Source organism: Martinezella dioscoreae (assembly GCF_009176305.1).
Classification (GTDB): Bacteria; Pseudomonadota; Alphaproteobacteria; order Rhizobiales; family Rhizobiaceae; genus Rhizobium; species Rhizobium dioscoreae.
In genome coordinates, this window is sequence record NZ_BLAJ01000002.1 from 1,073,297 (window position 1) to 1,096,293 (window position 22,997).

Annotated in this window: 17 protein-coding genes; 10 read left to right on the top strand and 7 right to left on the bottom strand. The window is 59.3% G+C overall.

Going from position 1 to position 22,997, the window contains the following annotated elements:
• Positions 1-44 precede the first annotated feature (44 nt).
• The gene (locus GDN47_RS11530; RefSeq protein WP_152093382.1) at positions 45-1,547 is read right to left on the bottom strand and encodes a globin-coupled sensor protein; all 1,503 of its coding nucleotides are present in this window, start codon (positions 1,545-1,547) and stop codon (positions 45-47) included.
• A 332-nt stretch (positions 1,548-1,879) separates the two neighbouring features.
• Between GDN47_RS11530 and cml the strand changes: the two genes are divergently transcribed.
• Entirely contained in the window at positions 1,880-3,076 is a 1,197-nt protein-coding gene (cml, locus tag GDN47_RS11535; protein ID WP_152093383.1) for a CmlA/FloR family chloramphenicol efflux MFS transporter, read from the top strand.
• Between the two features lie 150 nt (positions 3,077-3,226).
• Here the strand turns inward: cml and GDN47_RS11540 are convergent, their stop codons facing one another.
• Positions 3,227-4,249, bottom strand: coding sequence for an LLM class flavin-dependent oxidoreductase (locus GDN47_RS11540; RefSeq protein WP_113333283.1), 1,023 nt, complete (start codon positions 4,247-4,249; stop codon positions 3,227-3,229).
• Positions 4,250-4,608: 359 nt separating this feature from the next.
• Between GDN47_RS11540 and GDN47_RS11545 the strand changes: the two genes are divergently transcribed.
• From GDN47_RS11545 to GDN47_RS11580, 8 genes are all read left to right on the top strand, one after another.
• Complete coding sequence (locus tag GDN47_RS11545) at positions 4,609-5,109, top strand: invasion associated locus B family protein (RefSeq protein ID WP_069614499.1); 501 nt, start codon at positions 4,609-4,611, stop codon at positions 5,107-5,109.
• Positions 5,110-5,290: 181 nt separating this feature from the next.
• The gene (locus GDN47_RS11550) at positions 5,291-6,220 is read left to right on the top strand and encodes an ArsR/SmtB family transcription factor (RefSeq protein WP_113333284.1); all 930 of its coding nucleotides are present in this window, start codon (positions 5,291-5,293) and stop codon (positions 6,218-6,220) included.
• A 218-nt stretch (positions 6,221-6,438) separates the two neighbouring features.
• A complete protein-coding gene (gene arfA / locus GDN47_RS11555) occupies positions 6,439-7,947 on the top strand; it encodes an arabinosylfuranosidase ArfA (RefSeq protein WP_113333285.1) in 1,509 nt (502 codons plus the stop codon).
• Positions 7,948-8,141: 194 nt separating this feature from the next.
• On the top strand, positions 8,142-10,043 hold the full coding sequence (locus tag GDN47_RS11560) for an ABC transporter substrate-binding protein (RefSeq protein WP_113333286.1): 1,902 nt from the start codon (positions 8,142-8,144) through the stop codon (positions 10,041-10,043).
• A 117-nt stretch (positions 10,044-10,160) separates the two neighbouring features.
• Complete coding sequence (locus tag GDN47_RS11565; protein ID WP_113390417.1) at positions 10,161-11,165, top strand: ABC transporter permease; 1,005 nt, start codon at positions 10,161-10,163, stop codon at positions 11,163-11,165.
• A 3-nt stretch (positions 11,166-11,168) separates the two neighbouring features.
• Positions 11,169-12,026 carry an ABC transporter permease gene (locus GDN47_RS11570; protein WP_113353691.1) on the top strand — a complete coding sequence of 286 codons (858 nt, stop codon included), beginning with the start codon at positions 11,169-11,171 and terminating at the stop codon, positions 12,024-12,026.
• 3 nt (positions 12,027-12,029) lie between these two features.
• On the top strand, positions 12,030-13,019 hold the full coding sequence (locus tag GDN47_RS11575; RefSeq protein ID WP_152093384.1) for an ABC transporter ATP-binding protein: 990 nt from the start codon (positions 12,030-12,032) through the stop codon (positions 13,017-13,019).
• On the top strand, positions 13,016-13,837 hold the full coding sequence (locus GDN47_RS11580; protein ID WP_152093385.1) for an ABC transporter ATP-binding protein: 822 nt from the start codon (positions 13,016-13,018) through the stop codon (positions 13,835-13,837). The genes GDN47_RS11575 and GDN47_RS11580 overlap by 4 nt, the downstream gene beginning before the upstream one ends.
• A gap of 9 nt (positions 13,838-13,846) precedes the next feature.
• Here the strand turns inward: GDN47_RS11580 and GDN47_RS11585 are convergent, their stop codons facing one another.
• On the bottom strand, positions 13,847-14,278 hold the full coding sequence (locus GDN47_RS11585; protein WP_112337254.1) for an Lrp/AsnC family transcriptional regulator: 432 nt from the start codon (positions 14,276-14,278) through the stop codon (positions 13,847-13,849).
• Positions 14,279-14,416: 138 nt separating this feature from the next.
• Here GDN47_RS11585 and GDN47_RS11590 point away from each other — a divergent pair, with 138 nt between their 5' ends.
• Complete coding sequence (locus tag GDN47_RS11590) at positions 14,417-15,520, top strand: saccharopine dehydrogenase family protein (protein ID WP_152093386.1); 1,104 nt, start codon at positions 14,417-14,419, stop codon at positions 15,518-15,520.
• A 77-nt stretch (positions 15,521-15,597) separates the two neighbouring features.
• On the opposite strand, the gene ydiJ is transcribed toward GDN47_RS11590, so the two are convergent.
• The 4 genes from ydiJ to hglS all read right to left on the bottom strand — a co-directional run bounded on the left by ydiJ (position 15,598) and on the right by hglS (position 22,995).
• Positions 15,598-18,633 carry a D-2-hydroxyglutarate dehydrogenase YdiJ gene (gene ydiJ, locus GDN47_RS11595; protein WP_152093387.1) on the bottom strand — a complete coding sequence of 1,012 codons (3,036 nt, stop codon included), beginning with the start codon at positions 18,631-18,633 and terminating at the stop codon, positions 15,598-15,600.
• Positions 18,634-18,768: 135 nt separating this feature from the next.
• The gene (locus GDN47_RS11600; RefSeq protein WP_152093388.1) at positions 18,769-20,004 is read right to left on the bottom strand and encodes a pyridoxal phosphate-dependent aminotransferase; all 1,236 of its coding nucleotides are present in this window, start codon (positions 20,002-20,004) and stop codon (positions 18,769-18,771) included.
• A gap of 5 nt (positions 20,005-20,009) precedes the next feature.
• A complete protein-coding gene (amaB, locus tag GDN47_RS11605) occupies positions 20,010-21,542 on the bottom strand; it encodes an L-piperidine-6-carboxylate dehydrogenase (protein ID WP_152093389.1) in 1,533 nt (510 codons plus the stop codon).
• 58 nt (positions 21,543-21,600) lie between these two features.
• The gene (gene hglS, locus GDN47_RS11610; protein WP_152093390.1) at positions 21,601-22,995 is read right to left on the bottom strand and encodes a 2-oxoadipate dioxygenase/decarboxylase HglS; all 1,395 of its coding nucleotides are present in this window, start codon (positions 22,993-22,995) and stop codon (positions 21,601-21,603) included.
• Between the last annotated feature and the right edge of the window lie 2 nt (positions 22,996-22,997).

A 22,997-nucleotide genomic window follows, 5' to 3' on the forward strand; every position in this document is an offset into this window, starting at 1 on the left:
TCGAAGCCATCTCATTGAATGTGCTAACGATGTCGTCGGCCGCTTCAGCTTGCGATTTTCAGCCTGACAGCGCCTGTCCGCGTTCCCGAACGCACCGTCTTGAAGCGTCCAACCAGACCGGCGAGTTCGTTGCTGATATCGGCGAGGTGCCGCGTCGAGGCATTCGTCTCTTCCATGAGCGCGACATTCTGCTGGGTCATCTGGTCCATGTTGCGGACCGCGGAGTTGATCTCGCTGATGCCGGCGGCCTGTTCCTGCGCCGAGCGGGCGATCGCGCCGACGTTCCGGTCGATGGACGCGACCTGATTGCCGATCAAGGCCAGTGCCTCGCCGGTCCGGTTGACCAGTTCGACGCCGCGGCGCACGTCATTTGACGACCTATCGATCAGATCCTTGATTTCTTTTGCGGCGGTCGCCGAACGCTGAGCCAGTTCGCGGACTTCCTGCGCGACGACGGCGAAGCCCTTGCCCTGTTCTCCGGCTCTGGCGGCCTCGACGCCGGCGTTCAACGCCAGAAGGTTCGTCTGGAAGGCGATATCATCGATGACGGAGATGATATCGGTCATCTTGCGCGACGAGGTCTCGATATCGCCCATGGCGGACACGGCCTGCTGCACGACCTCGCGCGAACGTTCCGCCTCCGAGGCGGATTCCTTGACGATTGCCTGAACCTCACGCGTCCGCTCGGCGGTCTGTTCCGAAATCGTGGTGATCTGATCGATCGCGGCGGCACTTTCTTCAAGCGCTGAGGCTTGCTGTTCCGTGCGCCTTGCCATGTTGTCAGCGGCGGACGAGATCGAACCGGCTTCGTCGCGAACGCGGGTCACCGAATCTTCGATGCGCTGCATCGCAGTACCGAGGGATGCAAGCGACTCGTTGTAGTTGCTCTTCAGGACCTCGAACTCGGTCGAAAGGGCTTCTGTGATATCAGCCGTCAGGTCGCCGTTCGCAAGGCCGTTCAGCGCTATGCCGAGCGCATCAAGCGCGCGTTCCTGCTCGCGCTGTGCAGCAGCCCGCTCGGATTCCGCGCTGTCGCGCTCATCGGCGAGCACCTGCAGATAAACCGAAATGCCGTAATCCATGTCGACGAGGGCAGCCTTGACGATCGCCGACAGCCGCCGTGACAAGGCTTGTTCATGCTTGCGCTGCATGAAGCCATTGAGCTGCTGCGCAACGATCGATCGCACCATCCCTTCGAGGATCAAGGCATAGCCGCCAATATACCAGCGCGGCTCGAGGCCGAGGCGGGCATGGGTCCTGCCGACCGCCGAGACCGCTTCGACATAATCGGGTCCGTATGCGCCTGACGCGATCGTCTTCCAATGGTCCTGCTGCTTGGATTTGGCGTGATGCACATGCTGCTGCGACGAAAAGAATTTCGACATCGCCGGATGTTTGGTGATCTTCTCGTAAAAGGTGTCGAGAGAGTCTTTGACGGCCGATTCGATAGTCGGCTGCAGCTCCGAAAGAGCCTGCCTGGCATCCTGTCCCAGTCCAACAAAGTCGAGCCGGTCTCCCAACTCGTCCATTTTCGATGCGCGCACCATAATCTGCTCCAAGAAAGAAATTACAAGCAGTTAGGGCACAGTCATGGTTAAAAATTCATTAGATTTTCACCTCATTTTCGATGCGCGGCTGACTGCATTGCATGTGGTGGTTGCGGCCATGCCCGTCGCAACATCATTGCTCGGTCCGATGTCATCTGCTAAACGCTGCGGTCATCACGTATCTCGCCACGGGGCCATAGGCATGGGGAACTCCAAGTCAGCAGATAGATAAGCCGCAACAGCTTTTTGTTGTTGCGGCGTGCTGTCGAACTCATTCCCTTTGATGCCAGTGGCAGGCGCCGCCCGATCTCTCTTTCGAGCGGAATTTTCTCATGTCTGACATACGCCCGTCATGGGCCTACTCGCTGCCGGCGGCACTGCTGCTGATGGCGCCTTTTGATATCCTCGCTTCACTGGCCATGGATATCTACCTTCCCGTCGTGCCGTCGATGCCCGGCATTCTCAACACGACGCCTGCGGTGATCCAGCTGACACTGAGCCTCTATATGATCGTGCTCGGTCTCGGCCAGGTCGTGTTCGGCCCTCTTTCGGATCGCATCGGCCGCCGCCCGGTCCTGCTTTCCGGTGCGTTTCTGTTTGCCGTTGCCTCTCTCGGAGCTGCCCTTTCATGGGGTGCGCCTGTCTTCGTGCTATGCCGCCTGCTGCAGGCCATAGGCGCGTCGGCAGCCTTGGTCGCGACCTTCGCGACCGTGCGGGATGTCTACGGCAATCGTCCGGAGCAGGCCATTATCTATGCCACATTCGGCTCGATCCTGTCCTTCGTGCCGGCGCTCGGTCCGATAGCCGGAGCGCTGATTGCCGACCAGTTCGGGTGGCGTGCCATCTTCATGGTGCTCGCGATGCTGACGCTTCCTGCAAGTCTCCATGCTGTTGTGAAATGGCACGAAACGCGCCCCGAGGGCGCCGCCGGCCCACGCCGTTCCATATGGCCGATCTTTAAAAGCCGATCGTTCTGGACCTATACACTGGCCTTCAGCGCGGGCATGGGCACATTCTTCGTGTTCTTCTCGACCGCTCCGCGCGTGCTGATCGGCCGGGCCGGTTATTCCGAACTCGGTTTCAGCATCGCATTCGCGACGGTCGCCATCGTGATGATTATCACGGCGCGCTTTGCCCGATTGTTTGTGGAAAGATGGGGCGTTGCGGGCTGTGCTGCACGGGGTATGGGACTGCTTCTGATCGGTGCGGCAGCTCTTGGTCTCGGTCAGCTCTATGGGATGCCGTCCTTCGCAAGCTTCGTGCTTCCGATGTGGATCATGGCTGTCGGCATCGTCTTTGCGGGATCTGTGACGGCGAACGGGGCGCTGGCGGAGTTCGGCGATATCGCCGGATCGGCCGTGGCATTCTATTTCTGCATTCAGAGTCTGATCGTAAGTCTCATCGGGACTCTGGCCGTCACAGCGCTGGATGGCGATAGTGCATGGCCTCTGATCGCCTTTGCCACGCTGATGGCGTTGCTGGTGCTGGCAGCGCTTCATCTGTTGCGGCGTCACAATGCCCTGGCTTGATCTGCCGAGCCCTGCGCCCCTCATGATGTAAAATCTGAAACGACCGCCCGCGAAAGTTGGCTTTCGCGGGCGGTCAATTTCGTTTCTTCCATTTTCTGCCTCACGCAACCTCGCCTGTCGGCAGACGTACCTTCGCCATTCGCAGCCGTCCTAGCGCCATCCTAATGCCGGTGCGACATGCGTCAGGATGGACTCGATGACATGGGCGTTATAGTCGACCCCGAGCTGGTTCGGCACGGTCAAGAGCAGCGTGTCTGCCGCGGCGATGGCTTCGTCCTTTGCCAACTGTTCGATCAGCACATCCGGCTCTGCGGCATAGCTGCGGCCGAAGATGGCGCGCGTCTTTTCATCGATGAAGCCGATCTTGTCTGCATCCTGGCCGCTCTGGCCGAAATAGGCTCGGTCGAGATCGTTGACCAGCGCGAAGATGCTGCGGCTGACCGAAACCCGCGGCTCGCGCTTGTGCCCGGCTTCTTTCCAGGCCTCGCGATAGAGCCTGATCTGATCGGCCTGCTGGACGTGGAAGGGCAGGCCGCTTTCATCGTCTTTGAGCGTCGAGCTCTGCAGGTTCATGCCAAGCTTTGCGGCCCATACGGCCGTGGCATTAGAGCCGGCACCCCACCAGATCCGCTCGCGCAAACCCTCGGAGTAGGGTTCGAGGCGCAGCAGGCCAGGCGGGTTGGGGAACATTGGCCGAGGATTGGGCTGTGCGAAGCCCTCGCCGCGCAGCAGATCGAGCAGCACTTCCGTATGCCTGCGGCCCATGTCGGCGTCGCTCTCGCCTTCCATCGGCGCATAACCGAAGTGGCGCCATCCATCGATCACCTGTTCGGGCGAGCCGCGGCTGATGCCGAGCTGCAGCCGGCCGCCGGCGATAAGATCGGCAGCGCCCGCATCCTCGGCCATGTAGAACGGGTTTTCATAGCGCATGTCGATGACGGCGGTGCCTGTTTCGATGCGGCTGGTCTTGGCGCCGACAGCCGCCAGCAGCGGGAAGGGCGATGCGAGCTGGCGAGCGAAATGATGCACGCGAAAATAAGCGCCGTCCGCTCCCAGCTGTTCCGCCGCGACGGCGAGATCAATCGACTGTAGCAGCGTGTCGGCTGCCGAGCGCGTCTGCGATTGCGGCGACGGCGTCCAGTGGCCGAATGAAAGGAAACCGATCTTCTTCATGGTACAATCCTATTATATCCGATTAGCACGGGCTGCTTTTGCATCACGCATGTCCATGCAGAAACCGGCGCGTCAAAGGTGCCGCTTGCTTGCGTCTTCATGGCATGGCTTGCAAAAGCCGAAGCTTCAGGCGGCTATATGTGCATGGATGCAGCGGATGGAACAGCGCAAACTGTGAACTGATCGTCAATGCCGACGAGGTTGCGTTCTTCCCACATATGGTTTCTTGCGCGCTTCCTAACATGAACAAATTTTAACGAAGACATTAACAATCGGATAACGCACCGCACCGAAACTGCCGCGCGTGTGAGTGCATCTCTCGCTTTCAATGTCCTTGAAACAAGAAATGGCAGGAAACCATGTTTGCAAGAAATTTCGCCCCCGCTCTGGTCTTCGTCGCATTCGGCGCCGGTATCGCGCATGCGGAAGTGCCCGTCCGTATCGATCAATTCGATCATTGGGGCGCATATTCTTATAAGTCCGGCGACAGCGTCAGTTGCTATGTTTTATCCAGGCCGGTTGCGCAGCAGCCCGCCAGTGTCGACCACGGCGACAATTTCTTCATCGTCTCGCGCCTGTCTCCCGGTGACAAACTGGTTCCGGAAGCCGCAATGGGCTACGACCTGAAAGACGGGGCGCAGATGACGGCGACGGTTGGCGATAAGACATTCCCGATGTTTACGAAAGACCGGCACGGCTGGGTAAGGAACGAGGCGCAGGAGCCGACCATGGTCAACGCCATGAAAGGCGGCGCGCAGCTGCAGCTGCAGGCAACCTCGAAACGAGGCACTGAGACGAGCTATTCCTACTCTCTTTCCGGCATTACGGCCGCATTGAAGCGAATAGAGACTTGCCGGTGAGGCCGGCGGCGTCCGAGGATCTACCGGCGATTTCGTTGCAGCGGGTTGTGTAGCGGACAAGCGGATTGGCGTCTTCTCATTCCGCGGAGAAGGCGCCAGTCAGGGCTTTCGAACTGATATCTCTTGTGAAATCAAAAATCCTGATATAAATGAGATCTATTGATGGGGAATTCAGGATTCAATGAAGCGCGGCTTTCTGACAATTTATGCGGGTGAGAACGCTGCAGTCTTCAGGGCGCTATCGGCGCCGGCGCGCGTCGACATGCTGAAGCTGCTTTGCGCCCGAGGCTCACTGAACGTCAACGAGATCGCCCGGGAACTGGATCTGCCGCAATCGACTGTTGCGACGGGTATCATGATCCTGGAGGAGGCCGGTCTTGTCGAAACCAAGGCTGCGAAAGCGCGAAAAGGCTACCAAAAGATCTGCATCGCGCTTTACGACGAAATCCTGTTGAGCTTCGAGGACCAGGCCTTCAAGCATGATGAGGACGTGATCGAAGTCGCCATGCCAATCGGTCTCTACACGAGCTGCGAGACGCATGCGCCTTGTGGCCTGTGCTCGACCGAGGGCGTCATCGGCCTACTCGATGTTCCCGATTATTTCCTCGACCCGCAACGCATGCAGGCCGGTCTTCTCTGGTTCGGCCGCGGCCATGTTGAATATAAATTCCCCAACAATGCCAAGATCTTGAACCGAAACGTCAATGCCATCGAATTCTCGATGGAGCTCTCATCCGAAGTGCCCGGCACCAATCCGGATTGGCCGTCCGACATCACTGTCTGGATCAACGGCGTCGCTGTCGGCACGTGGACCTCTCCGGGCGATTATGGTGACAAGCGCGGGGCCTTCACGCCAAGCTGGTGGAAACTGGAAGGTTCTCAATACGGCAAGCTCAAGACCTGGCGAATCTCCAAGAAGGGCACGTTCATCGACGGGGTCGCCTCTTCCGATGTGACGATCGATGACCTTGCCATCAGTCAGCATTCCTCGATCCGTCTGCGGATCGGTATCGCCGACGATGCGCGCAACACCGGTGGCATCAATATCTTCGGTCGCGGTTTCGGCAATTATGGCCGTGATATCCTCATGCGCATCGATTTGGCGCAATAGTATCGTAATTTATGATACATAGCATATTGTCGGAGTTAAATTCCGATAAGTCATATTTTTCATAAATCACTGATTTCACGGAGAGTTTTGTCATTCCGTGCGCGCCGCTCCTGTGGTTTCTGCGATATTTTCCTCCGTGAGTGCGTTGACGGCCTTCCAAAAGTGTATCAAGATCAAGGTATAAGAACGAAATATCTGATATATATGGGAGGAAGGCCGTGAAGGCGTATGTGATCGTCCATCGTGATTTCCGAATTGCCGACATCGATGATCGGCTCTACAGCTCTTTTCTGGAGCATCTGGGTCGGGCGATCTATGGCGGCATCTACGAGCCGGGCCACCCGACTGCCGATGAGAACGGTTTCCGTAAGGATGTGATTGAGCTGGTGCGCGAGCTCAACTCGCCCTACTGCCGTTATCCGGGGGGTAATTTCGTCTCAGCCTATAATTGGGAAGATGGCGTTGGGCCCCGTTCTGAGCGGCCGGTGCGCCTCGATCTTGCCTGGCGGACGCGCGAGAGCAACCAGATCGGCGTCAATGAATTCGTGGATTGGTGCAAGAAGGCCAATACCAAGCCGATGCTTGCCGTCAATCTCGGCTCGCGCGGGCTGGATGCGGCACGAAACTTCCTTGAATATTGCAATCATCCGAGCGGCACATACTGGTCGGACTTGCGGCGCAAGCACGGCTGGGCTGATCCGCATGGAGTGAAGCTCTGGTGCCTGGGCAATGAGATGGATGGTCCCTGGCAGGTCGGTCACAAGTCTGCCTACGAATATGGCCGCCTGGCCGACGAGACCGCCAAGGCCATGCGCGGCTTCGATAAATCGCTTGAACTGGTGGTCTGCGGCTCGTCCAACTCGGACATGAAGACTTACCCCGATTGGGAAGCCCAGGTTCTGGAGCAGTGCTACGACAGCGCTGATCATATCTCGCTGCACATGTATTTCGCCAATCGCGAGAAGAATACGCTGAACTATCTCGCCAAGGCCGAGAAACTCGATCGCTATATCGTCACCATCGGCGGCGTCATCGACTATATCAAGGCTAAGAAGCGCTCGAAGAAGACGATCGGCATTTCCTTCGACGAATGGAACGTCTGGTATCACTCCAACCAGCAGGACAAGGAGATCCTTGCGCGCGACGAATGGCCGGATGCGCCGCATCTGCTTGAGGATGTCTATAATTTCGAGGACGTGCTGCAGGTCGGCGGCATTCTCAACACCTTCATTCGCCGTTCCGACCGCGTGCGCATTGCCTGTATTGCCCAGCTCGTCAACGTCATCGCGCCAATTATGACGGAGGACGGAGGCCCGGCATGGCGGCAGACGATTTACTATCCGCTCTATTTCGCCTCGAAATATGGCCGCGGCTACGCGCTGCGCCTGGTCACCGACGGCCCGACCTATGACAGCGACGAGGCCGACGACGTGCCCTATCTCGATGTGTCGGCCGTTCACGACGAGATCGGAAAGATGGTTACGCTCTTTGCCGTCAACCGCCATCCCGACATCGCGCTCGATCTAGATACGCGCCTCGAAGGCTTTGCCGGAGCCCGTGTCGTCGAACAGCATGAAATGGTTCACAGCGATTTGCAGGCGACCAACACGGCAGCGCATCCGAACGCAGTCGTCCCAACCAATACGGGCGACGCCAAGATCGAGGATGGACGGCTTCGCGCGACACTGAAGCCGCTATCCTACACGGTGATCCGACTGGCAGTCTGACACCTTGTGGCCGGGGCGAATGCACCCGGCACTGAAAACGGTCTGATGGTCGCGAGGAGGCGGCTGAGGACCCATTGCAGGCCCGGACGGCCCGTACGTTGGTTTGAGCGGCCGGCCGGGAAAAAGGGGTGAAATCGCGGTCTGCTCACTATCGCTTGAGTGTGCCGCGCAGTCGATAAAAATGGGAGGAGATCATGAAGCAGTGGAAGAAGCTTGCCTTCGGCGTCGCGCTGGCCACGTTCGGCCTCATCGCGGCAGCCAAGGCTCAAGATTATACCGCCTTGCCTCGCAAGGAGACCTTGATCGTCGAAAACCCTGAGGGAACGATCAAGAATCCGGGCTGGTTCAACATCTGGGTCAATGGCGGCGGGGGCGTTTCGACCGGCCTCCAGCAGCTGACGATGGACACGCTCTGGTACATCGATCCGGAGAAAGGTCTCGGCGGCTCGGCTTGGGACAACTCACTTGCATCCGACAAGCCGCAATATAATGACGATTTCACCCAGATGACGGTGAAACTGCGCAAGGGCCTCTATTGGAGTGACGGCGTCGAATTCACCGCCGATGACGTTGTCTACACCGTCAAGACCCAGATGGACCATCCGGGCATGAACTGGAGCGCGGCCTTCTCGGTTCAGGTTGCAAGTGTCGAAGCACCGGATCCCTATACGGTCGTCTTCAAGCTGAAGAAGCCGAATTCGCGTTTCCACGCCATCTTCACTGTTCGCTGGAACGGCGCATGGATCATGCCCAAGCATATCTTCGAGAAGGTCGCCGATCCCGTTCGTTATGATAATGCCAATCCCGTCTCGCTCGGCGCCTATAGGCTAAAGGCATACGATCCGCAGGGCAAATGGTACACCTGGGAGAAGCGCGACGACTGGCAGCGCACATCGCTAGGCCGTTTTGGCGAGCCGGCCCCGAAATATGTCACCTATGTCGATCCAGGCCCGCCGGATAAGCGCACGATCGCGCAGCTCGAGCACAATCTCGATATCATTCACGACAACACGCCCGAAGGCATGTTCACGCTGAAGGAGAAATCGAAGACGGTCGAAAGCTGGTTCCCCGGCTTCCCCTTCGCGCATCCGGATCCGACGCTGCCCGCCGTGATCTTCAACAATCAGGACCCGCTGTTCCAGAATCCTGATGTGCGCTGGGCCCTGGCATTGCTCATCGATATCAAGGCCGTCGATATGGCCAGTTATCGCGGCGCCGCCACGCTCTCCGCACTCGGCGTTCCGCCGACGGCGGTAGCCATGACGGATTATCAGGCGCCGATGCAGGATTGGCTGAAGAATTTTGAGATCGATACCGGCAAGCGCAAGATCAAGCCATACGATCCGACGATCGGTCAGCAGATTGCCGATATCCTGCGCAAGCAGCCGAAATACAAGGATCAGATTCCGACCGATCCAGCCGCGATCAGCAATGCCTTCGGCTATGGCTGGTGGAAGCCCGATCCGCAGGCCGCCGGCGAGCTATTGGAAAAAGCCGGCTTCAAGAAGGTCGGCGGCAAATGGATGACGCCTGACGGGCAGCCGTTCAAGATCCGTCTGACGGTCGAAGGCGACACTCGCTCCGTCTTTACCCGTGCGGGCACTCTCATCGCTCAGCAATGGGCAGCCTTCGGGATCGATTCCAAAGCTGCTCCATCCACCAGCGTCTGGCAGGCGGGATTGCAGCCCGGCAACTATCAGGTCGCGATTGCGTGGAGCGTCGAGACCTGGGGCGGCGATCCTGATCTGTCTTTCTTCCTCGACAGCTGGCATTCGCAGTTCGTCGCCAAGAAGGGTGAGAACCAGGCGCCGCGCAACTGGCAGCGCTGGTCCAATCCGGATCTCGACAAGATCATCGAAAACATCCGCCGCATCAGCGCCGATGATCCGAAGGGCATCGAACTTGGCAAGGACTATCTGAAGTTGGTTGCGCAGCAGATGCCGACCATTCCGCTGATGTCCTATAACGTCTTCACTTCGATGGATACGACCTATTGGAAAGGCTATCCGACCATTGCCGACCCCTATACGGACCCCGTTCCCAATTGGGCGAACTCCCGGTTGATGATGGTCAAGCTGAAGCCGGCACAGCCCTGATTTCTCCCGACCCTGATGCGGCAATCGCCGCATCAGGCACCTTTCGCCGGACACTAGGCACGTCCGGCGAATCTTTTGAATTGATGATGAAGCGCAAGCAGCAAGGAAGACGGCGGCATGACGTCCTATCCAGTTTTCGTATTGAGACGATTTGGCCAATTCCTGCTCGTTGTCTTCCTCGGCATTTCCGCGACGTTCTTCATCACTCACATGACGCCGATCGATCCTGTCGAGGAAAGCATCGGGACCATCCAGCAGATGGGCCAATCCGATCCCCGCGCTGTCGAGTTGATGCGTCAGTCGTTACGTGAGCTCTATGGCCTCGAGGGCTCTATCTGGCAGCAATATCTACATTTCTGGGGGCGTCTTGCGACCGGTGATCTCGGGCCGTCGCTGTCGGCATTCCCTACGCCGGTTTCCGCCATCATCGCGAGGGCGCTGCCCTGGACGATTGGTCTGATGACGGTTTCCGTCATCCTCACCTTCATTCTCGGCAACATGATCGGCGCGCTCGCAGGATATTATCGCAAGAGCTCGGTGCTGAAGGCCGTCAGCCTGGTTTTCATCGCCATGCAGCCGATCCCTTATTACATCCTCGCTTTCGTTCTCATCATTCTCTTCGGCTATGTCTGGCCGATTCTGCCCATCAATGGCGGCTATGAGATGAACACCAACCTGCAACTGTCCTTCACGCTGGTGCTCGATATTCTCCGCCACTCCATCCTGCCGGCGTTGTCGCTGATCCTCGTTGGGACGGGTGGCTGGCTGATCGGCATGCGGGCGCTGGTCTCCAATATCATCACCGAGGATTATGTTGTTTTCGCCGAGCTCGGCGGCGTGCCGAAGCGCAAGATCCTGCGCTCCTACATCGCCCGCAATGCCATGGTGCCGCAATTTACCGGCCTTGCCATGTCCCTTGGCGCCGTCTTCAACGGCACGGTCATCACCGAAATCGTCTTCGGCTATCCCGGTATCGGCAATCTCCTGATTTCGGCCGTGCACGCAGGCGATTACAGTCTCGTCCTCGGGCTTAGCGCACTGTCGATCGTCGGTGTCGCCGCGGCCGTCTTCATCATCGACATATTGGGTCCGCTGATCGACCCGCGCATCAAGGTGGAGTAGGCCATGCTGACGATCGTTCGCGACCTCGCACGCCAGAATATGGAATTCCTTTGCGGCCTTCTGCTGCTTGCCGTCATCGTCGGGCTGGTGATCCTGTCCTATTTCTCGCCCTATGGCCCAGCCGATCTTTATCTGCTGCCGCCTGACATGCCGCCGGATGGGCAATACTGGCTGGGCACGACATCGCGTGGTCAGGATGTTTTCTGGCAGCTGACGACAGCGCTCCGCAACACACTCTATTTCGGCATCGGCGTCGCCATTCTCTCGCGCATCATCTCGCTTGTCGTGGGGCTGGTGGCCGGCTATGCCGGAGGTGCCGTCGATCGCGTGCTGATGGCGATCAATGACAGCATCATGGTCATTCCGCAGTTTCCGCTGCTGATCCTGTTCTACTTCGTCCTCAAGGATGAAATGACCTGGACGGTGCTGATCATCGTCATGGCCTCACTCGGCTGGTCCTACGACGCGCGCCTGATCCGCTCGGTGGCGATCAGCCTGAAGACGCGGCCTTTCACCACGCAGAGCGTCTATTCCGGCATGAGCATGCGCAAGATCCTCGTTGAGGAACATCTGCCTTATGTTCTGCCGATCGTTTTTGCCACGACGATGAACAATATGATCTGGTCGATCGGCATGGAGATCACGCTTGCGGTGCTCGGCTTTACCGATATCGAGACGCCGACCATGGGCATGATGATCTACTGGGCCAATGCGCATTCGGCGCTGATCGCCGGAACATGGTGGTGGGTTGCAGCACCCGTCGCCGCCATCGTGGTGCTGTTCATGGCGCTCTTCCTGCTGTCGATGTCGATGAATGAATATAACGACCCCCGCAGTCGTTTGAACCGGATGGGAGGCTGAGGCATGGAGGCTGTCGTTGAGGTCAACAACCTCAAGGCCTATTACCGGGCCTTCCTTTATGGCGTCGATCGCGAGGTGCGGGCGGTTGACGATGTCAGCCTGTCGATCGGACGCGGCGAGATCTATGGCGTTGCCGGTGAATCGAGCAGCGGCAAGACGACGCTGATCAAGACGATTGCCGGCGCTATCCGGCCGCCGCTTCGGGTTGTCTCCGGTGCCGTCAAGTTTCATTTCAACAATGGGACGCAGGATATCTACGCCATGACGGCAGAGCAGCGGGCATCGCTTCGCTGGCGGCATCTCTCCTACATCATGCAGGGATCGATGAATGTACTCAATCCCGTGCGCCGGATCCGACATTCGTTCACCGATTTCGCTTTCCGGCATATGAAAGCCGATCGAGGCACCTTCTTCGATCGGGTTGGTGCTCACCTTCAGCGGCTGAAGCTCGATGCGAATCTTCTCGATGCTTATCCGCACGAATTGTCGGGCGGCATGCGTCAGCGCATGACGATCGCGCTGGCGACCATCCTGACGCCGGAGTTCATTATCGCCGATGAGCCGACGACCGCGCTCGATGTCATCGTCCAGCGCGACGTGCTGCAGATGATCCGGGAGATACAGCGCGAGATGGGCTCGTCCTTCCTGTTTGTAACCCACGATATGGGCGTTCACGCCGCAGTTTCCGATCGCATCGGCATCGTCTATGCCGGACGGTTGGTGGAGGAGGCGCCGACGCGCAAGCTTTTTCACCTGCCGCTCCATCCCTATACGCAGCATCTGGTCGCAAGCCTGCCGCGAATCGGCGATGCCTCGACGCGGCCGTCGCTGGAAGGACGGCCGCCCAATCTCGCCATGCCGCCGGAAGGATGTCGTTTTCATCCGCGTTGCCCGAAGCGCATGGATATCTGCAGCCGCGAAGTGCCGCCTATGGTGAACGTCGAGCCGGACCGGCGTGTCGCCTGCTTCGCAGTGACGGGAGGGGCGCGATGAGCGATCTTCTTTCTCTCTCGCATGTCAGCAAGGTCTATCGTCAGGGCGGCATGCTCAGCCGTCGTCATATCACGGCGGTTCGCGATGTCAGTCTGAGTCTCGGAGAGGAGCCGGAAATCCTCTCCATCGTCGGCGAGTCGGGCTCCGGTAAATCCACGATCGCGTCGATGATCCTCGGCCAGACGGCGCCGACATCCGGCAGCCTGAATTTTCGCGGCAGAGCCGTCGCCATTCATGGCCGGTCCGAGCGGCGCGCCTTCATGCGGGAGGTGCAGCCGGTCCTTCAGAATCCGTTCGAAGCGTTCAACCCACTCAAGAGGGTTGATCGATATCTTTTTGAAACGGCAAGGAATTTCGCGCCGATGGGTCCAAGGCCAAGCCGAGCCGATGTCGAGCGTATTGCCGATGAGGCGCTTGCCCATATCGGCCTGACACTTGCCGAGGTGAAGGGACGGTTTCCGCATGAGCTTTCGGGCGGTCAGCTGCAGCGCACCGCCATTGCCCGCGCGCTCATACCGCAACCGCGTCTGCTGGTGGCCGATGAGCCGGTTTCAATGGTCGATGCTTCGCTGAGAATGGCGATCGTCAATCTTTTCGGTCAGCTGAAGAAGGAGCTGGGGCTGTCGATCATCTACATCACCCATGATCTGGCGACCGCCTACTATATCAGCGATCGCATCATCATCATGAAGAAGGGCGAGATCGTCGAGCAGGGCGGCGCGCGTGCCGTTCTCGACAATCCGCAGCATCCCTATTCGCAGGCTTTGAAGGAAGCGGTCTTGTCCACCACGCCCGAGATGGAGCCGGCGCTTGGCTGAACTTTGTTTTTAGCGCGAGATTCGCGTCGAAAGGATGATGGACGACAATGTGCGTTCGACGCCATCGATTGTGCCGATGCCGTCGATCAGCTGATCCAGTTCGGAGATCGAGGGGGCTGCAATGATGGCGATCAGATCGAACGTGCCGCTGACCGAATGAAGCGTCGTTACCTCCGGAATGGCATTCAGTGATGCCGTCACCGCTGACAGCGCTTTCGGCGCGATCGTGATTAGTACATGGGCCCGAATAAGGCCCGATAGATAGGTTTCTGACAACCGCACGCCATAGCCTGAAATGACGCCCTCCCGCTCCAGCCGTTCGAGCCTTGCCTGAACGGTGGTGCGCGACAGCGACAGCTTCTTGGCGAGAGTCGCAACAGGCATTCGGGCATTCTGGCCGAGCAAGGCGATCAGTTCGCGGTCCTTATCGGTGACCTGCATGGTGTTTCCTGCATTTTGCAAATTCTATTCGTCAATTTGTATAGTTTTGTACAACGAAATGCATTTTTCGTCGCTATGAATCGTTCAACTCCTACCTACACTTATAAAAATCTTATCAATGAAATGCAGGGGAGTCATATGAAAGACATAGTGGTCATCGGCGCAGGCAAGATCGGTGGGGCGATCGCTCTGATGCTGGCCCAGACGGGCGACTACACGGTCGTCGTCGCCGACCGCAGCCAGGAACAGCTCGACAAGATCGATCGTCACCCTGCGATTTCCACCGCCGCCGTCGATATTGCCGACCGCGCCGGGCTCGTCGGCATTCTGAAGGGCAAGTTCGCCGTCCTGTCGGCAGCACCGTTCCATCTCACCGGCTTCGTCGCGGAAGCGGCACTTGAAGCCGGCGTCCATTATCTCGACCTCACCGAAGACGTCGCGACGACCAAGAAGGTCGAGGAACTGGCTCAGGGAGCAAACACCGCCTTCATCCCGCAATGCGGACTTGCGCCGGGCTTCATCTCGATCGTCGCCAACGATCTCGCCAAGCGGTTCGACAGCCTCGACAGCGTGCGCATGCGCGTCGGCGCGCTGCCGCAATATCCCTCCAATGCTCTGAACTACAATCTAACCTGGAGCACGGACGGCCTCATCAACGAATATATCGAGCCCTGCGAAGCGATCGTCGAAGGCAAGCTCGTCACCGTTCCGGCCATGGAAGAGCGCGAGGAATTCTCGCTCGACGGTGTCACCTATGAAGCCTTCAACACGTCAGGTGGCCTCGGCACGCTCGCCAAGACCCTGGCTGGCCGCGTGCGGACGATGAACTACCGCACCATCCGCTATCCCGGCCATCAGGCCATCATCAAGGCGCTGCTCAACGACCTCAACCTCAAGAACCGTCGCGATGTGCTGAAGGATCTCTTCGAAAATGCGCTGCCCGCCACCATGCAGGACGTGGTCGTCGTTTTCGTCACCGTCTGCGGCTGGCGCGAGGGCCGCTACATGCAGGAAACCTATGCCAACAAGGTCTATGCAGGCATCGTTGCCAGCAAGAAGATGAGCGCCATTCAGATCACCACCGCAGCCGGCATTACCACCGTGCTCGATCTCCTCGCTCAGGGCAAACTTCCCTCCAAGGGTTTCGTTTGCCAGGAAGAAATCGATCTCGGCGATTTCCTCGCCAATCGCTTCGGACAGGTTTACAGCCTTGAGAAAATCAGGATGAAAGAAGCCGTCTAAGCGGCTATTCCTGTTTTGAAATGTGGCGCCCTCGGGCGCCACATGTGTTTTAGCCCTTGGAAACGGCGCTGCAGAGACTAACCGATCAGTCGTTCGAGGATCTCGACGGGATGCGGGATGGCTTGATGATCGATCTTGGCGACCTGCGAGCGACAGGAAAAACCGGTGGCCATAACAACCGTCTGATTGCCGTTCTCGGCGATCCTGTCCTGCCAGCTCATCGCATAGAGCTTTTCCGAGATGGCGCGATTGCGCACTTCGTGCCCGAAGGTGCCGGCCATGCCGCAGCAGCCGACATCGGCCATATCGAGCTCAATGCCAAGTTTCCCGAAGAGCAGGGACCATTGCTTGAGGGCAGCCGGAGCGTTTGTTTTCTCCGTGCAATGGGCAAGCAGCGTGAAGCGCTCTTGCGACAGGGCCTGTGGTGGCGGCAATCGGTCGAGATTTGCGGCGAGCCACTCCTGAAGCAGCAGCACCGACGCCTGCAGCTTAGCCGAGGGCAGGGCGGCATATTCGCTGCGATAGGTCAGCGTCATCGATGGATCGATGCCAACAAGCGATATGCCCATTTGCGAGATGCGATCGAGATAATCTCGCGATTTCGCCGCCGCCTTCTCGAAGCGACCGAGATAGCCATGCACATGCAGGGCTTTGCCGTTGTTCTGTGATACGGCGAGCCACGGTTTGAAACCCATTTTCAGGGCGAGCTTGAGCGCTGCGATGACGACGGCTGGATCGAAATAGGTGGAGAAGACATCGGCAACGATGACGACCGCCTGGGCTCGCTCCTCTGCGGAGAGATTTCCCAACGTTTCGGGAGTAGCAACCTGCACGCGGAGACGAGCGGCTTCCCGTTCGAGCGATACTGCAGGCATGGCGGGAAGCGCGGTGAGACCAGCGAACCGCATCAAGGCTTGGCCGGCGGCCGATCCGGTGAGTAGATTGTAACCAGACTTGAAGCGCGCCATCAGCGGCAGGGTCGTCTCAATAGCAGCAACGATTGGGTCCTTTAGTGGCCTAAGGTATCGACCGTAATAGAGCTCCAGGAATTTCGAACGGAAGGCCGGGACGCTGACCTTGACGGGACATTGGCCGGCGCAAGCCTTGCAGGCGAGGCAGGTGTCCATTGCCGCCCGCACCTCATGGGAAAAGTCGTCGCGATTGGCCGGATTGAGCGAATTGACCGCTCGCCGCAAGAGATTGCCGAAAGGATTGGCGCGGCACAGCTCTTGCGCCTCCCGCCGCGGATCGACCTGCCGCTCCGCCAGCAGGCGCAGCCATTCGCGCATCAGCGCCGCGCGGCCCTTCGGCGAATAGCGCCGGTCACCCGTCGCCTTGAAGGAGGGGCACATCGGGCTTGTCGCGTCGAAATCGAAACAGGCGCCGTTACCGTTGCAATAGGCTGCATTGTCGAAGGCGGCGCGGATATCATTGCCGATGATACGATCAAAGTCGCCACGCAGTGACATTTCGTCGATCTTCAGCAACGGGCGGGATGAGCCGGATGCGATCTTGCCGGGATTGAGGCGATCGCCGGGGTCGAATGCGCGCTTAATGTCCTGCAGGCTCGGATAAAGCTCGCCGAAATATTCGGGGACATATTCCGAGCGAACGCCCTTGCCATGTTCGCCCCAGAGCACCCCGCCATATTTGCGGGTGAGAGCAACGACGCCGTCGCTGATCTTGCGGACGAGCGGCTGATGGTCGGTGCGGGTAAGATCGAGCGCCGGGCGGACATGCAGCACGCCGGCATCGACATGGCCGAACATGCCGTAATCCAGCTCCTCGGCATCGAGAAGGGCACGGAATTCCCTTATATAGGCGGCCAGATGCTCGGGCGGAACGGCAGTGTCTTCAACGAAGGGCACCGGCCGCACCGGCCCCTCGACATTGCCAAGCAGGCCGACGGCGCGCTTGCGCATCGACCAGATTGCCTCGACCTCGGCCTTTTCTCGAGCGATCGTATAGCCCTTGTGGCGAGCTGAGGAGCCGTCATCAAGGGCGGCGGTCACGTCCGCCAGCTTGCGTTCCAACTCGTCGCTATCGTCGGCCAGCACTTCGACGATATTGATGCCGTTGGCGGCGCCAGATGCATCTTCGGGGAAGAAGCGGGCGATGCCGCTCCAGACGATGTCGCCCTTGGCGAGACCCAGCACCTTCTCATCGACCGTCTCGACCGAGGCCACCTTCAATGCCACCAGCCGCCTGGCATCCTCCAGCGCGGTGTTGAAATCGCCATAGCGGATGTTGATGAGGGCCGATCGCGCCGGGATCGGCAGCACGTTGAGTTCGGCCTCGGCGATCATGACAAGCGTGCCTTCGGAGCCGCACAGCACCGCATTGAGATCGAAGCGGCCGTCCTCGCGCCAGATATGGGCGAGATCGTAGCCGGTCATGTAGCGGTTGAGCTTGGGGAAGGTCGCCGCGATCAGCTCGCTTTTGTCCCGGGCGATCGCATCAACGACACGATGAATTTCGCCGATACGATCGTCACGCGCCTTGATCTCGTCCAGCTCGCTATTGCCAAGCGGACGCGACCACCAGTCACTGCCATCGGAAAGCACCACGCGAAGGCCGAGAACGTGGTTGCTGGTCTTGCCGTAAAGACACGAGCCCTGGCCGCAGGCATCGGTGGAGATCATGCCGCCGATGGTGGCGCGGTTGGAGGTGGAAAGCTCAGGCGCGAAGAACAACCCGTATGGTTTCAACGCCTTGTTCAGTTGATCCTTGACGACGCCGGCCTCGACACGGGCGATCTTTCGAACCGGATCGATCTCCAGGATGCGGTTCATATGTCGGGAGCAGTCGACGACGATCCCAGAGGTCAGGGATTGTCCGTTCGTTCCGGTGCCACCGCCGCGCGGGGCGATGACAAGATCGGAAAAGACAGGTTCGGATATGGCTTTGGCGATGATTTTCAGATCATCCGCACCGCGCGGATAGAGAATTGCCGCCGGCTTGACCTGATAGATGGAATTGTCGGTCGAGGCGACCGTCCTGGCACCGTGATCCGTTTCGAGGTCGCCGCTAAAGCCGAGTGCAGACAGCCGACGGGCAAAGGCGCCGGTCTGATGTAGCGAACTGTCTTTCGCCGAAACGAGGCGTGGTATCATGATGCGAAGACTTCCGGCGTTTTACGCGGTGATTGGAGCACTCCCGCTTTTAAACAGAATTACGGGAATGCTCTATCTCTTTGTTTTCACGCAGTTCCGGATGGATAGCCGTTTTGTGCGTCGGCCGCAGTTGCTCTAGCGCCGGAGCGCCGCGCAGGCCCTTTCGATGCGATCAAGGGCTTCGATGAGATCGGCTTCCGATGTCGCATAGGAAATGCGGAAATAGGGCGACAATCCGAAGGCTGAGCCGGGCACGACGGCGACATGCGCTTCGTCGAGGAGATAGGCGCAAAAATCCGCATCCGTCTCGATCTTCTTTCCGGACGGTGTCGTCGTTCCAAGCACGCCGGCGCAGCCGGAGAATGTGTAGAAGGCACCTTCCGGCATCAGGCAATCCAGGCCATCGATGGCGTTCAGCCTGTTCACGACGAGATCGCGTCGGCGCTGGAAGCTTGCCTTGCGACCCTCGAGAAAATCCTGCGGGCCATTCAGCGCTGCAACGGCCGCCGCCTGGCTGACGGAGGAAGGGCAGGAGGTCGCCTGGCTCTGGATAACGGCCATGGCCTTGATGAGGTCCCTCGGACCACCGGCATAGCCGATGCGCCAGCCGGTCATGGCATAGGCTTTGGAAACGCCGTTGACCGTCAAGGTCCGGCTTTTGAGGCTCGGCTCGAGGGCGACAGGCGTGGTGAAATGAAAGCCCTCATAGACGATATGCTCATACATATCGTCGACCATCAGCCAGACATGCGGATGGCGCTGCAGCACCTCGATCAGCGGCCGATAATCGGCCTCGGAATAAGCCGCACCTGATGGATTGGACGGCGAGTTGAGCAGCAGCCAGCGCGTCTTGGGCGTGATCGCCTTTTCAAGCTGATCGGCCCTCAGGCGAAAACCGGCCTTGGCATCGCAGGGGATCAGAACCGGCACGCCGCCGCAGATCTCGACGATATCGGAATAGGAGGTCCAATAGGGCGTCGGGATGATGACTTCATCGCCCGGATTGATCGACGCCATGAAGGCGTTGAACAGGATCTGCTTGGCACCCGTCGCCACGGTAATTTCATCGAGTGCGTAGTCGATGCCGTTCTCACGCTGAAACTTCCCGGCAATCGCCTTCTTCAGCTCCGGCGTGCCGTCGAGCGCAGTATATTTCGTTTCGCCACGATCGATGGCGGCCTTGGCGGCTTCCTTGACATTGTCGGGCGTGTCGAAATCCGGTTCGCCGGCACCGAGAATGATGACAGGCAAGCCTTCCCGCTTCATCGCATTGGCACGCGCGCCGATCTGAAGAATGGTGGAAACGCCGATGGAGGCGATCCGCGAAGCGGGCTTGAAGCCCGCCTCTTCGATTTTCGCGGCGATCGTCATGGAGCTTACTCGATGTCGAAGGAGACACCCTGCGCCAGCGGCAGGGCCTTGGAGTAGTTCACCGTGTTGGTGGCCCGGCGCATATAGGCCTTCCAGGCGTCCGAGCCGGATTCGCGGCCGCCGCCGGTTTCCTTCTCGCCGCCGAATGCGCCGCCGATTTCAGCGCCAGAGGTGCCGATATTGACGTTGGCGATGCCGCAATCGGAGCCGTCAGCTGCGAGGAAGCGCTCGGATTCCTGCATGTCACGCGTGAAGATCGACGACGACAGACCGGCAACAACGGCATTGTGCTCATCGATGACAGCGTCGAAATCGTCATAGGGCATGACATAGAGGATGGGTGCGAAGGTTTCTTCCATCACCGGGCCTGCCTGCTTCGGCATTTCCACCAGCGCCGGCTTTGCGTAGTAGCCATCGGCATGGCCGACATCGACGCGCTCGCCACCAGTGACGGAGCCGCCATGAGCCTTCGCCTCGGCAATCGCCTTCTGCATGTTGTCGAATGCGGCCTTGTCGATCAGCGGGCCGACGAGAGCGGAGGAGTGTAGGGGATCGCCGACCGAGACACTCTGATAGGCCTTCTTCAACCGCGGAACGAGCTGATCGTAGACGCTTTTGTGGACGAAGAGACGGCGCAGGGTCGTGCAGCGCTGGCCGGCCGTGCCCATGGCGCCGAAAGCGATGGCGCGCAGTGCCATGTCGAGATCGGCCGACGGGCAGACGATGCCGGCATTGTTGCCGCCGAGTTCGAGAATGGCGCGGGCAAAGCGCTTGGCAAGCCGCGGTCCGACTTCACGGCCCATGCGGGTCGAGCCGGTTGCCGAAACGAGCGGCACCTTCGGATGATCGACGAGGACTTCGCCGATCGCACGATCGCCGATCAGTACCTGCGACAAGCCTTCCGGCGCGTCGCCGAAGCGGGCAAGTGCGCGATCAAGGATCGCCTGCGAGGCAAGAGCGGTCAGCGGCGTCTTTTCCGAGGGTTTCCAGACGACGGCGTCGCCGCAGATCAGTGCCAGCGCCGCGTTCCACGACCAGACGGCGACCGGGAAATTGAAGGCGGAGATGATGCCGACGACGCCGAGCGGATGCCAGGTTTCCATCATGCGATGGCCCGGACGTTCGGTGGCAATCGTCAGGCCGTACAGCTGGCGGGAAAGGCCGACGGCGAAATCGCAGATGTCGATCATTTCCTGCACTTCGCCGAGGCCTTCGGAGCGGATCTTGCCGGCTTCGATGGAAACCAGACGGCCGAGATCGTCCTTGGCGGCGCGCAACTCTTCACCGAGCAGACGCACCAGTTCGCCGCGCTTCGGTGCCGGAACAAGGCGCCAGGCGCGGAATGCGGCATGCGCCTTCTCGATTTTCTTCGCCGCTTCCTCGGCCGAAACGGTCTTGAGGCTGCCGATCTTCTCGCCGGTGACCGGGGAGTAGGAGGGCATGTCGCCCTCAGTATAAAGCGCCTTGTCGACGCCGAGCTTTTCGAGAATGGCGGCAGCTTCGGCTGCAACGGAAGGGGTCTTGGCTGCGATATTCATCTTGTGAAACTCCACTTGTCTTGATCCGGGTGGCGCGCGGCGATATCGCCGCATCACTTCACTCGGCGGCGTCTTGTTTGGAAAGGGCTCGTAGGCAAGCATCGATCGATGCCTGTTCGATGCCGGCGTAATGGTCGAATTCGTTCAGCACCTTCATGCCGAGATCGGCTTCGAAGCGCTGCTGGTTCGGGCTGGCGACGAAGTCCTGCTGCGCGCCATCGCCGAGATTGGACTGGAAGATGCCGGCGGCGCTGACGGGAAGAAAATCCTCGTAGACGATCGGATCAAACTGCACGAAGCCCTGGTCGATCAGTGCTTCGATATCCCCGTGGCTCCTTGCAGCGGTCTTGCCCTTGGCCGTCAGCGAATAGGTGAAATAGCCGAGGCCTTCGGCGCGGATTGCCGCCCAGTCATCCGGGAATTCGGCAAAGCTCTCGGCAAGTGCGGCTTCATAATCGCGGGCGTTCGATCCATCGGCTGCCGGACGTACGATCTTGCGGGAGTCGTCTAACAGCTTATCGTAAAGCGCACGGCCCTTCGGCGTCAGCGCAATGCCGCGTTGCTCGATCTCTCCGAAGCGGGCGGTGTGCGAGCCTGCTTCCCAGATGCCGTCGGCATTGCGGAATGAGACAGGTTCCTCGAGCGCCTTGAACGAGGTCTGGCGCAGCAGGATCGGGCAGATACGCGTCGGCGGTCCCTCGACAACGGCTTTCGGTGCAATGTCATAGTCGGGCATCAGCGCCTGCACCCGGTCGATATCCAGCGTGCGGGGGGTCAGATGATTGATGTGCGGGCCTTTGAACGACACGACATCGGCAATCAGACGATGGGCGTCATGAAGCCGATGATACATGCCGGCATCGACATTGGCCTCGTCATGCCAGCGGAAGGTCTCCAAAACCTCGTCGACGAAGCGCTGGGCGTCGTCCTTGTTCAGGCCGCCTTCGCGCTCGGCCTTCTCGGTGAGCGTAATGGCACCTTCCGTGAAGATACGGCGCTTCGAAAGAATGTCTGCAGCCGCCTTGCGAAGATTCTCATCGGCGATGAGATCGAGCCGCAGCAGGGAGGTGAAGACGCGGAAGGGATTGCGCTTCAATTCGGCGTCGCCGATCGGCCGGAAGGCGGTCGAATGAACTGGTACGCCGGCGGTCGACAGATCGTAATAGCCGACCGGATACATGCCCATGACGGCAAAGACGCGCGCCATCATCGCAAGCTCGGCTGCGGTGCCGAGCCGGATGGCGCCATGACGTTCCTCGGAGATGCGATCGAGATAATCCGTCGCCTCCAGCCGCTCCTTCAGCTTGGGCTGTGTCGCCAACGTTTCGTCGTTGACGCGAGCGACCAGCTCCATGAGCGTGCCGTAGGCGGGAACCTCTTCGCGATACATTGCCGACATGGCGGCTGAAAAAGCGCTGCGAATATCGCTGGTCGAGACGTGATCAGGCTTCATGT

Coding starts and splice junctions, on each gene's coding strand:
- GDN47_RS11530 (WP_152093382.1), bottom strand. CDS start 1,547: ATGGTGCGCGCATCGAAAATGGACGAGTTGGGAGACCGGCTCGACTTT.
- cml (WP_152093383.1), top strand. CDS start 1,880: ATGTCTGACATACGCCCGTCATGGGCCTACTCGCTGCCGGCGGCACTG.
- GDN47_RS11540 (WP_113333283.1), bottom strand. CDS start 4,249: ATGAAGAAGATCGGTTTCCTTTCATTCGGCCACTGGACGCCGTCGCCG.
- GDN47_RS11545 (WP_069614499.1), top strand. CDS start 4,609: ATGTTTGCAAGAAATTTCGCCCCCGCTCTGGTCTTCGTCGCATTCGGC.
- GDN47_RS11550 (WP_113333284.1), top strand. CDS start 5,291: ATGAAGCGCGGCTTTCTGACAATTTATGCGGGTGAGAACGCTGCAGTC.
- GDN47_RS11560 (WP_113333286.1), top strand. CDS start 8,142: ATGAAGCAGTGGAAGAAGCTTGCCTTCGGCGTCGCGCTGGCCACGTTC.
- GDN47_RS11565 (WP_113390417.1), top strand. CDS start 10,161: ATGACGTCCTATCCAGTTTTCGTATTGAGACGATTTGGCCAATTCCTG.
- GDN47_RS11570 (WP_113353691.1), top strand. CDS start 11,169: ATGCTGACGATCGTTCGCGACCTCGCACGCCAGAATATGGAATTCCTT.
- GDN47_RS11575 (WP_152093384.1), top strand. CDS start 12,030: ATGGAGGCTGTCGTTGAGGTCAACAACCTCAAGGCCTATTACCGGGCC.
- GDN47_RS11580 (WP_152093385.1), top strand. CDS start 13,016: ATGAGCGATCTTCTTTCTCTCTCGCATGTCAGCAAGGTCTATCGTCAG.
- GDN47_RS11585 (WP_112337254.1), bottom strand. CDS start 14,278: ATGCAGGTCACCGATAAGGACCGCGAACTGATCGCCTTGCTCGGCCAG.
- GDN47_RS11590 (WP_152093386.1), top strand. CDS start 14,417: ATGAAAGACATAGTGGTCATCGGCGCAGGCAAGATCGGTGGGGCGATC.
- ydiJ (WP_152093387.1), bottom strand. CDS start 18,633: ATGATACCACGCCTCGTTTCGGCGAAAGACAGTTCGCTACATCAGACC.
- GDN47_RS11600 (WP_152093388.1), bottom strand. CDS start 20,004: ATGACGATCGCCGCGAAAATCGAAGAGGCGGGCTTCAAGCCCGCTTCG.
- amaB (WP_152093389.1), bottom strand. CDS start 21,542: ATGAATATCGCAGCCAAGACCCCTTCCGTTGCAGCCGAAGCTGCCGCC.
- hglS (WP_152093390.1), bottom strand. CDS start 22,995: ATGAAGCCTGATCACGTCTCGACCAGCGATATTCGCAGCGCTTTTTCA.